This is a genomic window from Roseovarius sp. B08, from assembly GCF_051417955.1.
GTDB lineage: Bacteria > Pseudomonadota > Alphaproteobacteria > Rhodobacterales > Rhodobacteraceae > Roseovarius.
The window spans coordinates 3708916-3722398 of the sequence record NZ_JBPRLW010000001.1 but is presented as its reverse complement, the minus strand read 5'-3'; the positions used below and the strand labels follow the sequence as shown (position 1 = coordinate 3722398).

At 63.1% G+C, this 13483-nt stretch carries 11 protein-coding genes; 8 read left to right on the top strand and 3 right to left on the bottom strand.

The window, feature by feature from the left end; translation table 11 throughout:
* Positions 1 to 28 precede the first annotated feature (28 nt).
* The 3 genes from ACSQ76_RS18900 to ACSQ76_RS18890 all read right to left on the bottom strand — a co-directional run bounded on the left by ACSQ76_RS18900 (position 29) and on the right by ACSQ76_RS18890 (position 3321).
* A complete protein-coding gene (locus ACSQ76_RS18900) occupies positions 29 to 1492 on the bottom strand; it encodes a catalase (RefSeq protein WP_437157771.1) in 1464 nt (487 codons plus the stop codon).
* Between the two features lie 163 nt (positions 1493 to 1655).
* A complete protein-coding gene (locus ACSQ76_RS18895; RefSeq protein WP_437155337.1) occupies positions 1656 to 2420 on the bottom strand; it encodes an alpha/beta fold hydrolase in 765 nt (254 codons plus the stop codon).
* 277 nt (positions 2421 to 2697) lie between these two features.
* Positions 2698 to 3321, bottom strand: coding sequence for a TetR/AcrR family transcriptional regulator (locus ACSQ76_RS18890; RefSeq protein WP_437157770.1), 624 nt, complete (start codon positions 3319 to 3321; stop codon positions 2698 to 2700).
* 384 nt (positions 3322 to 3705) lie between these two features.
* Between ACSQ76_RS18890 and ACSQ76_RS18885 the strand changes: the two genes are divergently transcribed.
* The 8 genes from ACSQ76_RS18885 to ACSQ76_RS18850 all read left to right on the top strand — a co-directional run bounded on the left by ACSQ76_RS18885 (position 3706) and on the right by ACSQ76_RS18850 (position 13473).
* Positions 3706 to 4611, top strand: coding sequence for a helix-turn-helix domain-containing protein (locus ACSQ76_RS18885; RefSeq protein WP_437158235.1), 906 nt, complete (start codon positions 3706 to 3708; stop codon positions 4609 to 4611).
* Positions 4612 to 5409: 798 nt separating this feature from the next.
* Entirely contained in the window at positions 5410 to 5586 is a 177-nt protein-coding gene (locus ACSQ76_RS18880) for a hypothetical protein (protein ID WP_437157769.1), read from the top strand.
* A gap of 27 nt (positions 5587 to 5613) precedes the next feature.
* Positions 5614 to 6597 (top strand): zinc-dependent alcohol dehydrogenase family protein, encoded by a 984-nt coding sequence (locus ACSQ76_RS18875; protein ID WP_437157768.1) that lies wholly within the window; start codon positions 5614 to 5616, stop codon positions 6595 to 6597.
* A gap of 38 nt (positions 6598 to 6635) precedes the next feature.
* Positions 6636 to 7601, top strand: coding sequence for a zinc-binding dehydrogenase (locus ACSQ76_RS18870; protein WP_437157767.1), 966 nt, complete (start codon positions 6636 to 6638; stop codon positions 7599 to 7601).
* Positions 7602 to 7722: 121 nt separating this feature from the next.
* Positions 7723 to 9378: an acetolactate synthase large subunit gene (locus ACSQ76_RS18865; RefSeq protein WP_437157766.1), complete on the top strand. Its 1656-nt coding sequence runs from the start codon at positions 7723 to 7725 to the stop codon at positions 9376 to 9378.
* A gap of 52 nt (positions 9379 to 9430) precedes the next feature.
* On the top strand, positions 9431 to 10813 hold the full coding sequence (locus tag ACSQ76_RS18860) for an aldehyde dehydrogenase family protein (RefSeq protein ID WP_437157765.1): 1383 nt from the start codon (positions 9431 to 9433) through the stop codon (positions 10811 to 10813).
* 83 nt (positions 10814 to 10896) lie between these two features.
* Positions 10897 to 11913: a zinc-binding alcohol dehydrogenase family protein gene (locus ACSQ76_RS18855; RefSeq protein ID WP_437158234.1), complete on the top strand. Its 1017-nt coding sequence runs from the start codon at positions 10897 to 10899 to the stop codon at positions 11911 to 11913.
* Positions 11914 to 12075: 162 nt separating this feature from the next.
* Positions 12076 to 13473, top strand: a complete 1398-nt coding sequence (locus tag ACSQ76_RS18850) for an MATE family efflux transporter (RefSeq protein ID WP_437157764.1) — start codon at positions 12076 to 12078, stop codon at positions 13471 to 13473.
* The last annotated feature ends 10 nt before the right edge of the window (positions 13474 to 13483 follow it).

Sequence of the window (13483 nt, the reverse complement as noted above, 5' to 3'; positions counted from 1 at the left end):
TCAGAACGCAGCCCGCAGGGACGTTCGATCAGAATTGCGGGTCCAGTTCATCCAGGGCCGCGCAGACGCCCGCGCCGAACTCGGGATGGACCTGCTGGAACAGCCCGATCTGCCGTTCGGCTATGTCCGCCGGAACGCCGCGCATCGACTCGGCGATGTTGTCGAAGAGCCGGGCCTTCTGCGCCTGGTCGAAGAGCAGGAACAGCGCGCGCGGCTGAGTGAAATCATCGATGCTGTCGCGATGGTCGAACCGGCCGGCGGGACCCTGCAGATCGAGTAAGGGCTCGGCGAATGACGGATCCTGCCGGGGGCCGTCAAAGCTGTTCGGTTCGTAATAGGCATCCGGATTGGTTGCGTTCTCGAAGAAGCGCATCGCGCCGTCCTTGTGGTAATGATGCACCGGGCAGCGCGGACGGTTGACCGGCAGGGCTTCGTAGTGGGTGCCAAGCCGATAACGATGGGCATCCGCATAGGAAAATATCCTGCCTTGCAGCATCCTGTCCGGCGAATGGCCGATGCCGCGCACCACGTTCGAGGGGCTGAAGGCAAGCTGTTCGATCTCGGTAAAGTAATTGTCGGGGTTTCGGTTCAGCTCGAGCACGCCGATCTCGATCGGGGGAAATTCCGCATGGGGCCAGACCTTCGTCAGGTCGAACGGGTTGAACGGGAACGCCTCTGCCTGGGGTTGCGTCATGATCTGCACCTGCACGGTCCATTGCGGAAACTCCCCTGCCTCGATCGCGCCGAAGAGAGCCTCCTGATAGCCTTCGCGGGTGCGCCCCACGACTTCCCGCGCTTCGGCGTTGGTATAGTGGCGATGCCCTTGTCGGGTCTTGAAGTGGAACTTGACCCAGACCCGTGCGCCGCCGCTTGTCCAGAGGCTGTAGGCATGGCTGCCATAGCCGTTCATGTGAACCGGGCTGACGGGCAGGCCACGGTCGGAGAAGAGCATCGTGACCTGATGGAGGCTTTCGGGAGTGAGAGACCAGAAATCCCACATCGCGGTGGTCGATCGCAGGTTGGTGCGCGGGTGGCGCTTTTGAGTATGGATGAAGTCCGGGAACTTCATCGGATCGCGGACGAAGAAGACCGGGGTGTTGTTGCCGACCAGGTCCCAGTTGCCCTCCTGCGTATAGAACTTGAGTGCGAAGCCACGCACGTCACGCTCATGATCCGCGGCTCCCATTTCGCCGGCCACGGTCGAGAAGCGCGCGATCATCGGCGTCTCGGCACCGGGTTGGAGCGCGGCTGCACAGGTCAGGTGCGATATGTCGCCGGTGATCCGCAACACGCCATGCGCGCCCCACCCCTTGGCATGGACAACGCGTTCGGGGATTCGCTCGCGGTTCTGGTGGGCCAGTTTCTCGATCAGTTGCCAGTCCTGCATCAGAACCGGGCCGCGAAGACCGGCGGTGAGGCTGTTCTGGTTGTCCGCGACAGGCGCGCCTGCGGTGGTCGTCAGGCGGGGCGGCAGTGTTTCTTTGGTGGTCATGATCAATCCTGTTGGGTCCGGCGAGGCTGGTCGCCGGCTTGTTACGCGCGCCGCGTTCCGAATCCTGCGCCGGTGCTGCTCTTACGTTTCGAGATTTCGAAGATCGGCAACCGCGTTAAGAGGCCGGTCTCCGGTATGTCGTGCCGGCCGTTCGTCAGCCGATTCATTCCACCGCTTCGGCGGCCTGTCGGATCACATTCGCCACTTCGGCAGGGTTCGTCATTGGCAACATGTGACCGTTCTCGACATCGACGACAGTCGAGCCGGCCCGCTGCGACATCTGACGCTGCAGATCGGGCGCGATGGTCCGGTCGAGGGTCGCGATGATCGACCAGCTCGGCTTTTCGGTCCACGCCGCCGACCTTGTCCGGTATTCAAGGATCGCCGAGTTGGAAGCGGCCTGCGACCTGGCCACGTAGATGGCGTCATCCTCGGACAGCCCATTGCCGACGACCGAGAGGAAGGCCTCTTCATGGATCAGGTAGTGCCCATCTTCGAAGACCGTAAGCTTGTCGGGCGTGAACTCGGTTGGCATGGAGGCCAGCAGGCTGCCGCCGCTTTCACCGGCATCGGGCAGGAACGCCGCAACGTAGACGAGGCCGCTCACGTCAGGATCAACGCCAATTTCGCTGATCACCACGCCTCCATAGGAATGCCCGACCAGCAACATCGGACCGTCCTGGATGTCGACGATGCGCTGGACGGCGGCAATATCGTCTTCGGTGGAGGTCAGCGGCATCTGCGCCACCGTGACCTTGTAATCGTCTGCGGTGAGATTGTCATACACATCGCGCCAGGTGCTGCCGTCGACATTGGCGCCATGCACCAGAACGATCTTGGTCACATCGGCGCGCGCCACGCCTGGCTGCCCGGCTGCAGCGCCAATCGCCACGGCGCCGGAAATCAGAAGCGTTTGTAAAGTGTCCATGATCGGGGTCCATTATCTGTTTATTTGATGTTCACGCAGGGGGCCGCGTGGTCAGGGCCGGCGGTGGCTGCGGGGCACAATGTTCATTCATTCGTCAGCGACATACGCGATCGAGTCAGGGCATGATCCGTCCGAACCGGGCCGGGCCGCAGGAGCAGGATAGCCGGCACCGGCAAAGGTGCGTCGCAGACCTTGCTGCAATGGCACCATTCTTGCGGGTGGGTTGGCCGACATCTGCGCTGCGCCTGCAAAATCGACCGCCGTTATCGGGTATGCCCTAACGGTTGTGACAACATGCCTTGATGCCGGCTTCGATGACCACGACATGCCTTTCGAGGTCGGCCAGCGTGGTCGAAACCCCTCGATTGATCATGCTCATGTAAAGCGGCCCGACGAGGTAATCGAGCGCCAGCTCCCTGTCGAGATTGGCGTCCATTTCGTTCCGGGCGATGGCGCGGTCCAGCAACCGATGTCCGACTTGACGTCGCACCGATACGATGCGGTCCAGCAATGGCGACAATTCGCTTGATCGCAGGCGCTCAGCCACCATATCCGCGATGACCCGGCGCGCCAGCGGATGTCGCAGGATCCTGATCGTGGCGCGAAGGTATGCACGGATATCTTCCTGAAAGGTCTCCTGCTCCGAAAAGCCCGCCCACATGACTTCGACGCTGCGTATCGCGTCGCACGCAAACTCGAGCTTCGAGGGCCATCGCCGGTAGATCGCGGCTTTGCCGGCGCCTGCCCGCGTCGCGACATGTTCCAGGCTTATTCTCGTATAACCGGTCTCGGCCCACTCCTCGAAAAGCGCCCTGAAAAGCGTGGTGGTCAGTTCCGGGCGGATTATCGCCGCCCCGCTCGGTTTCCGCTTTTTTTTATGGTCGACACTCTTGCGTTCCATTCTAAAATCTCCCAATATGAACGGAACGATAGCGTCTCGACCGACCCTTGAAAAGGGCCCGAAGTCGCGTCCATTTTGAAGAGTCTTTGCCTCATTCCGGCGACGGAGCCGTCGCTTGGAGATAGGGGGACAGAAGAGTCCCGGCGGCTTTTTCGTCAGTTTGCCCGATACGTGAATCGCCTGATCTATCCGATCGCACCCAGAACACCTCAGGGATGGAAGGCCGGAACGCCCTGATCGAAAGATAACGATGCACTGGAAAATGAGCATGCCCACAGATGCGTCTTTTCCCGAAATCAATTTCGAGGGCCGGCAGGCGGTGCGTAATTTCCCGCTTCAACTGCCCTGTGCGGCGCTTTTGGAATGGGAGGCAGGGCGTTGACCGTGCCCACCTATTCGGCTTCCACCCGGTGGTACCGTGAGGGCCACTGCGGCTATCACCTCCGCAAGATGAAGTCCGCAGGCAGGATCCTCGATATGCTCGAGATAGAGCGTCCGGGCGGGAACATGTCTCGTCCGGGCCTACCCGATCTCGTGCTGGTTCAGGACATGCACGGCGGCAGCCGCGTCAGCGGCAGCCTGGGAGGGGGGCGTTTTGCCGTGACGAGCAAGAATGGCGCGTTTTATCTCGGTGCGCCGAATTTCGCCCTTACGTCCAACGTCGATATCGGCCACCAGATGCGCGTCGTGGCCTTTCCCCTGGCGCAGTGGCAAAACATGCTGGATGAAGCTGTCGACGGACAGTTTTCTTTCGAACTCGCTCATGTCTATGACGGCATGTTCGAGTCTCCGATCATCCGGTCAGCGCTGCGGAAGCTTTGGACCCTGTGGGCCGAAGAGGGTGGAGCGACGCGCTTGTTGACGCGCGCGGCGGGCTGCGAGATCCTGGCCGAACTCTGCCGCCTGGGCGGGGCGCCGTTTGTCCCGGCCAAAGGCGGCCTTGCGCCCTGGGCCGAGCGCCTCGTGCTGGACCTGATGCACACGCGGCTTTCCGAAGACATCAGCCTTGACGAGCTGGCGACCGAGGCGCGGCTCTCATCTTACCATTTCGCCCGGATGTTCAAGCAGACCTTAGGCGTGCCGCCAAGGGTCTATCTCACCCGTCTGAGAATGGAAAAGGTCTGCGAACTGCTGGAACACACCGATCGTCCGATCACGCAAATCGCGGTGGAGGTCGGGTATTCATCCAATCAAGTCCTCTCCCGCGTCTTCTCAAAGCAGATGCGCATGAGCCCGTCCGATTATCGCCGAGCCGTTCGTGATCCGGCGCGGTCCTACACGCTGCGGTGACCTTCGCCGAGGCAGGCCGAGAGGCAGGAGCGTATATCCCCGACCCGAGGAAAGGGGACGTTCACGCAGGCGGTGGTTCGCAAACCGTTGTGCCGAGAGCACCCTTGCAGGGCGAAGGAAGGTCCAGCCTAGCCACATGATGTAGGGCACCCGCCAGCCGGAGGCCGAGAAAGGCCGCGGGGTAGGTTTCGAGCAGGGAGCTCAGACCCAGAACCAACAGCGCGGCCATCGCGATGGCGAGCAGGTCGCCGCTCAGACGCTAAGGGCGTCGTTCAAGGTCGTCGCCGTCTCGGCCCGCGCCCAGTCGCGTCGCCATTCGGACGCCAGCGGCAGCTAGGGTCATCATGTTCATGCCGAATCCTCGGGACGAAAAAGCGACTCGAGGCCGTTACGGAAGGTCATGATGTCATCCTTTAATTGGTTGGAGACCTGCGCTCTGGTAACAGAACGTAGCCAGTGAAAACGGGCACCGCGTCGCGGATCTGCCGCAAGGTTGCCATTTCTGCGTTCATGTCAGCTTTGGCGTCCATGAAGCCCGGACACGCCGGCGCGAGGGTGCCGCCCGATCCTCCGGTCGCTGCGGCATCCAAGGCTGTCAGCCCCATTTTGCTGCCAAGGCATAGGCAGGCACAACGCCTGCGCAAGAGTGGAAAGCTCCATCTTCCTGATTTCTCAGCGCTCTCAGAATGGACCGCAAGTGCAGTTAAAACCAAGCAAGTTCCGCACCGCGGGCAACTAAAGCCTTTGCTAGGCTCGCGCAGCAGAGTTCGGATTCAATGGAATTTCAGGGAGTAGATCATGCCCGTTCACAATGCCTTGGTGTTTCCGCATCGGAACGCGGAGGCGGTGCATAATCTGAGTGCCTTGATGAAGCTTGACCGGTCCCCCTGCATGCCGCGCGATGTTTTGCAAAGCGTGGCCAGAAGAAAGTTCAAGGCGCACGCCTTCAACGAGAACATCGCCAATGAGCGATGACAATTCATCCTAAGCTGGAGAAGAACGATGCAAGCTATTAGCCTCCCTCGGTTCGGCGGCCCCGACGCTTTCGCGCTATCAGAATTTGAGACCCCCGCCGTTGGCGCCGGAGAGGTGCTGGTCCGTGTCCACGCAACCTCGATCAACCCGCTCGATTATCAGGTGCGCCGAGGCGATTACGCCGATCTGGTGCCGTTGCCCGCAATCACCGGCCATGATGTTTCGGGCGTTGTCGAAGCCGTCGGCTCCGGCGTAACGGCGTTCAAGCCCGGCGATGCCGTCTGGTACACACCGCAGATTTTCGGCGGGCCCGGCAGCTATGCCGAATACCACGTCGCGAGCGAGGCGATCGTCGGTCACAAGCCGGAATGTCTCACGCATCTGGAAGCAGCCAGCCTAAGCCTCGTGGGCGGCACGGTCTGGGAAGCGTTATTCACGCGGGCGGGACTGCGGATTGGTGAATCGATTCTCGTTCACGGCGCGGCCGGCGGCGTGGGACATGTTGCCGTGCAGGCGGCCAAGGCAACGGGCGCATTCGTCTTGGCGACAGCGTCGGGCTACGATGCCGACTTCGTGCGCAGCCTGGGCGCCGATGTGGTGATCGACTATCGCACCGAAGATTACGTGGCCATCGTCAACCGCGAGACCGACGGTGCTGGCGTCGACGTCATCCTTGACACGATCGGCGGCGACACGCTCGAACGCAGCCCGCACGCGCTGGCCCAGCTCGGCCGGGTCGTCTCCATCGTCGACATTGCCCAGCCGCAGAACCTGATCGAGGCCTGGGGCCGGAACGCCAGCTATCATTTCGTCTTCACGCGGCAGAACCGCGGGAAGCTTGACGAGCTTGCGACCCTCGTGGCTCGCGGACAGCTGAAACCCCATGTCGGAAAGGTCTATCCTCTCGCCGGCATTCCCGACGCCCACGCCGATCTGGAGCGTCCGCGCAACGGCATTCGGGGCAAGATCGGGATCGCCATTGTCGACGATGGTGCGGCCGGACCAAGGTGATTATTGGCCGGCACAACGCGGTATATAGGAGTGTCCCATTGAAAGCCGTTACCGTTTCGAAGAGTGGCCTGGAAGCCAGCCTTGTTCTGGCTGAGCATGAGGAACCGGCAGCGGGGCCGGACGAGGCAATCGTCGCAGTTCGCGCGATCTCGCTGAACAATGGTGAAGTTCGCGGCGCGCTGCTCGAAGGGACCGACCGCGATCGACCCGGATGGGATCTGTCGGGCGTCGTCCAGACGGCCCCGGATGGCTCCGGGTTCCGCCCGGGCGATCGCGTGGTGGGCCTGGTATGGAGTGGTGGCTGGGCAGAACGTGTCGCCGTGCCGAGGCGCCGCCTGGCCAGGATCCCCGACGACGTGAGCTACGAAGCGGCCTCGACCCTTCCTGTTGCGGGTCTGACCGCGACTGTTGCGCTTCAGAAGAAGGCAATCGGTCCGGGAAGCCGTGTCCTCGTCACGGCGGCCACGGGGGGTGTCGGCATGTACGCGATCCAGCTTGCCGCGGCTGCGGGCGCCCATGTGACGGCCTTCGCCCGGGATGCCTCGAAAGCGGAATTCCTGCGCAGCCTTGGTGCGAACGCGGTCGCGGTCGGCGTCGAGGCAGGCGCGAAAGGAGGGCCCTACGACCTGATTCTGGAGGGTGTCGGAGGCCCGCTCCTAGGCCAAGCGCTGATGTGGCTGGCACCACGCGGTGTCTGTGTTCTCTTTGGCGATGCGTCGCAGGACACGCTCACAACCTTTGACGCCCGCCGCTTCCGGCTACAGTCGGGCGAGGCGTTTGGCGGCACCGTTCTCTACGGCTTTTTCCTTCCCGAGGAGTTGACCAGGCCCGAGGCCGCGGCCGACGGGTCGGCCATTCTGGCCGATCTGGCGCGGCGGCTTTCCGAAGGACGTCTCCGACCGGTGATCGGAAAAACCGCGCCGTGGGCCGAGATCGATGTGACAGCGCGCGACCTTCTGGAACGGAAGTTCGTGGGCAAGGCCGTCCTTACAGTGGGCGGATGAAGAAGAGCCTCGGGATACCTGCGATTGGGTATGGGGCTCGTGCCGCGGGTCTGGCGATCGCACGGGCTGGCAGGTATCTTTCGTCAACTCTGTCGCAACCGTTAAAATATGGATTGAAACAATGCCCAAAGGATCGGACCTGTTTGTCGCAGCGCTGGAAAACGAGGGGGTTGACCGGGTCTTCGGCGTCCCCGGCGAGGAAAACCTCGACATCGTGGAATCGCTGCGCACCTCCAAGATCGAGCTGATCCTGACACGGCACGAGCAGGCGGCGGCCTTCATGGCGGCAACGCATGGGCGCTTGACCGGCAGGCCCGGCGTTTGCCTCGCCACGTTGGGCCCCGGCGCCCTGAACCTGTCGACCGGCGCGGCCTATGCCCATCTGGGCGCCATGCCGATGATCCTCGTCACGGGACAGAAGCCGGTGATGAGCGCCAAGCAGGCCCGGTTCCAGATCGTCGATATCGTCGCCTCGATGAAGCCGCTGACAAAGATGACACGCCAGATCCTGAGCCCGGCGGCCATTCCCGCGACGGTGCGTGACGCGTTTCGGGTCGCGGCCGAGGAAAGGCCGGGCCCGGTGCATCTCGAACTTCCGGAGGACGTGGCGGCCGCGGATGCCGAGAACGCCGCCGTCATTCCCCGCCATTCGCAGCACCGGCCCCTCGCTGGGGCCGCCGCGCTCGACAGCGCGGCCGAGATGATCCTTGCCGCCCAGAAGCCCCTGGTCATGATCGGCGCGGCGGGCAACCGGCCCGCGCTGATCGAGCCGCTTTCCGGCTTCATCGCGCGCACCCGGTTGCCCTTCTTCAACACGCAGATGGGCAAGGGTGCCGTGCACGGCGGCTCCAACCTTTACGTGGGAACCGCCGCGCTGTCGGAGGGGGACTATGTTCACGAGGCCATAGAACGGGCCGATCTGATCGTGGCCATCGGCCATGACACGATCGAAAAGCCGCCCTTCCTGATGAAGGCCGAGGGCGGGCCCAAGGTTGTCCATATCGGCTATGAATCAGCGACGGTCGAACAGGTCTACCACCCGGATATCGAGGTGATCGGCGATATCGGCGCGTCTGTCGACGGTCTCGGCGACCGGCTCGAGGGCAAAGTGCCGTCCGACGAGGGGGTCGTCGAACTGCGCCAGAAAATTCTGGCTCGGCTGAATGACCGCGCCGAGGAGGACCGCTTTCCGGTGACGCCTCAACGTCTTGTCCACGAAGTGCGGCAGGTCATGCCAGAAGACGGCATCGTCTGCCTCGACAACGGCATGTACAAGATCTGGTTCGCCCGCAATTACCGCACCCATGTCGCCAACACGCTGCTGCTCGACAACGCGCTCGCCACCATGGGGGCGGGCCTTCCCTCGGCGATCATGGCGGCCATGCTTCATCCCGACCGCAGGGTGATGGCCGTGTGTGGCGATGGCGGGTTCATGATGAACTCGCAGGAGATGGAAACGGCGGTGCGGCTGGGGCTGAACCTTGTCGTCGTGATCCTCAATGACAGCGCCTATGGGATGATCCGGTGGAAGCAGTCGGTCGACGGTTTTCCCGATTTCGGGATGAGCTTCAACAACCCCGATTTCGTCCGCTATGCCGAGGCCTATGGCGCAACAGGCTCCCGGGTCGGCGCGATCGAAGAGCTGGCGCCGACGCTCGAGGCCGCCTTCGCCGGTGGCGGTGTTCATCTGGTCGACGTCCCGATCGACTACTCGGAAAACACCCGGGTTCTTGTCGACGAATTGCGCAACCGCACGCCGGATGTGGAATGTTCATGACCCGCGTTCGCCAGTGCAGAGCACGGGCCAGCAACAGGCAAGGAGATCGAGAATGTTGACCGTCGTGCAAGCGTTCGACCGTGCGCAGATCGCACAGATCGAAACAGACGATGCCGCCGCGCTGGAGCGCAAGCTGCAAGCCGCCGACCTCGTTTTCCGGGCTCGCGACGGCTGGCTCAAGCCTCATCAGCGGATCGCGGTTCTGCACAGGCTGGCCGGGCTGATGGAGGGCCGACGCGACCACCTTGCCCTGCAGATCGCCCGTGAGGGGGGCAAACCGCTGCCCGATGCCATTGTCGAGACCAACCGCGCCATCGATGGTGTGCGCAACGCCGCCGATGAACTGCGCAACTTTGCCGGCCGGGAGATCCCGATGGGCCTGTCGGCGGCGGCCGAGGATCGCTGGGCCTTCACCACGAAAGAGCCCATCGGCATCGTCGCGGCGATCTCCGCCTTCAATCACCCGCTGAACCTGATCGTCCACCAGGTTGTGCCGGCCATCGCAACGGGCTGTCCCGTGATCGTGAAACCGGCAAGCGCGACTCCGCTGTCCTGTCTCGACCTTGTGGGCCTCGTCCACGAGGCGGGCTTGCCCGAGCCCTGGTGTCAGACTTTCGTCACCCAGGACAACGCGCTTGCCGAGAAACTGGCCACTGACAGCCGGGTCGCATTCCTGAGCTTCATCGGCTCGGCCAGGGTCGGCTGGTCGCTGCACGGCAAGCTCGCGCCGGGCACGCGTTCGGCGCTGGAACACGGCGGCGCGGCACCGGCGATCATCGACCGCAGCGCGGATCTCGACAAGGTCATCGAACCGATCGTCAAGGGCGGCTACTACCACGCCGGCCAGGTCTGCGTGTCGACCCAGCGCATCTACGTTCACGACGACATCGCCGACGATTTCACACACCGCTTTGTCGCCCGCGTCGAGAAGCTGCGCACCGCCGATCCGGCGCTGAAGGATACCGACGTCGGGCCGCTGATCCAGCCCCGCGAGGCTGACCGAGTCGCGGAATGGATCGCGGAGGCGGTATCAGGTGGGGCGGTTCTCGCGACCGGCGGTGAACGACTTTCCGAAACCACCCTGAGGCCCGCGGTGCTGCTCGATCCGGCTGTAGACGCGAAGGTGTCCAGGCTGGAGGTCTTTGGCCCCGTCGTGGCGGTCAACCGCTTCGCGGATGTCGACGACGCCATCCGCCACGCCAACGCCTTGCCCACCGCGTTTCAGGCCAGCATCTTCGCGCAGGACATCGACATCGCCATGCGCGCGGCCAACCGTCTCGATGCCTCGGCGGTCATGATCAACGATCCGACGGCCTTCCGAACCGACTGGATGCCCTTCGCCGGTCGCAGGGAATCGGGATACGGCACCGGCGGCATCCCCTACACCATGCGCGACATGACGCAGGAAAAGATGATCCTGATGCACAAGAGCTGAAAGGTGCCCCATCCAACCGTCCCCCGAGGTGGCATGTAGAAACCCGAACGAGGAACACCATGACCCTTATGCCCGTATCATCCATGAAGTCCGTCGCGCTTACCCATTACCTGCCGATCGACAATCCGCAGGCGTTGTTCGACGTGGAGCTTCCGCGCCCGGTGCCGGAAGGCCGCGACCTGCTGGTGGAGGTGCGCGCCGTGGCCGTCAACCCGGTCGATACCAAGGTTCGCGCTCCGAAGGACAAGGTTGAGACGTCCCCGCGCGTCATCGGCTACGACGCGGCCGGTATTGTCGCGGAGGTGGGGCCCGACGTGACGCTTTTCCGCCCCGGTGACGAGGTCTATTACGCCGGCGACATCACCCGCCCCGGCACCAACCAGCAGTTTCATTTGGTCGACGAGCGCATCGTCGGTCGCAAGCCTCGTACGCTCGGCTTAGCCGAGGCCGCCGCCTTGCCGCTGACCACTATCACGGCCTACGAGGCGATGTACGACCGTCTCGGCATCGACCGGGACGGCGGCTCGACTGGGGAAACCATCCTGATGTTCGGCGGCGCCGGCGGGGTCGGTTCCATCGCCATCCAACTGGCGAAGCGCAGCGGCCTGACAGTGATCGCTACCGCATCGCGGAGCGAGACCATCGAGTGGGCCCTGTCGCTCGGTGCCGACCACACGGTCAACCATCGGGGAGACGTTGTTGCGGAAGTCCGCGCGCTCGGGTTCACCCATGTCGATCATATCGCGATCTTCAACGACATGCGTCACTGGAACGCGGCAGTCGAGTTGATCCGGCCGCAAGGCGGGATCGTGGCGATTAACGAGGTCGACCACCTGTTACCGATGGGCATGATGATGACCAAGGCCGCCGCTTTGCACTGGGAGTACATGTTTGCCCGCGCGATGCACCAGACCCCGGACATGATCGAGCAGCACAACCTGCTGAACTTCGTTGCGGACGAGATAGACGCGGGCCGCCTGCGGACCACTCTCGCCGAGGTGCTCTCGCCCATCGACGCGGCCACCCTTCGCGAGGCGCACCGGAGGATTGAGACAGGCACCACCCGCGGCAAGATCGTCATCGAGGGTTTTCCGAAATGATACGGACACCTTAGATGTGCCTGCCATGAAGGCGATACATACCCAAGTACGGTTTAATTCGTTTTGTCGTCCTGCAGATTTGCACAGGTCTTGCGCCGGCAGCGCAGTTGCCATCGCCAGGATATATAGTAAATCAAATCCGATCTTGCGTGGAGCACTCCTTTGACCGAAGTCGTGGCCCGATTCGTTGAAGGCAACCTGATGCGGCATGTCTCGGCGATGTCGCTGACATCCAGTATCGGCCTGATGGCGATCTTCGCCGTCGACCTGATCGACGTGTTCTTCATTTCCATGCTCGGGCAGGACGCGCTCGCGGCCGCCGCGGGATATGCCAGCGTCGTGATGTTCTTCGCCAGCGCGATAAATATCGGGCTGTCGGTCGCGGCGGGCACGCTGGTGGCCAATTCGCTGGGCGCCAAGGCCGACGTCCCGGCGCGCGAGCACGCCTTCAGCAGCAGCATCTTCGCCATTGCTTTCGGCATTCTCATACCGCTGTTCACACTTCCCAACCTCGACTACATCCTGACTGTCCTCGGCGCCTCTGGCGAGGTGGCTGAGCGAGCGGCGGACTACTTGTGGATCATCCTGCCGACCACCGTCTTTTCCGGGCTCGGGATGACCACCGTCGCGGTACTGCGGGCTTATGGCGATGCCAGGCGCGCGATGTTTCCTTCACTGACGGGGGCGCTGGTCAACGGCGTACTTGACCCGATCTTCATCTTCTCGCTGGGGCTGGGGCTGGAAGGGGCGGCCTGGGCCACGGTCGCAGCGCGGTTCGCCACGATGCTCATGGCGCTCTGGCCCACCATCCGGCTGTACAACGGCTTCGCGGTGCCGCGCACCGGCTGTTTCCTGTACGATATCCGCGAAGGGATGCAGATCGCGATTCCTGCCATCCTGGCCACTGTCGCCACGCCGGTCGGCACCGCGATCGTCACCCGCGAGATGGCCAAGTACGGGACGGATGCGGTGGCGGGCATGGCGGTCATCAACCGGATGATCCCGGTCGTGTTCGCGGTGGTCCTCGCGCTGTCGGGCGCGATCGGGCCGATCATGGGGCAGAATTTCGGGGCCGGGCGGAATGACAGGGTACGCGAGGCCTTCTTCGACGGCGTCATCTTCGCGGGGGTCTATGTTGCCGTCGCCTCGCTTCTCCTTCTCCTGTTCCGGGGACAGATCGCCGATTTCTTCGGCGCCGAGAACCAGGCACGGGATCTCATCCTGCTGTTCTGCTTTCCTCTGGCGCTGGCCAGCTTCTTCAATGCGGTAATCTTCGTGGCGAGCGCGTCGTTCAACAACCTTGGGCATCCAAGCTATGCGACCTGGGTCAACTGGGGGCGCCAGACGCTGGGCACGCTGCCGCTGGTGCTGATTGGCGGGGCGTTCTACGGCGCGGCGGGCGTGCTGATCGGGCAGGCGGTGGGGGGGATAATCTTTGCCGTAATAGCCGGATGGCTGAGCCTGTGGATGATTACCGAGCAGGCGCACCCGCTGAAGCAGCTGACCTGCCGGTTCCAACTACAACGGCGCATGCACGAGATGTATCACAAGGTCGCCTGAAGAGGGTGCG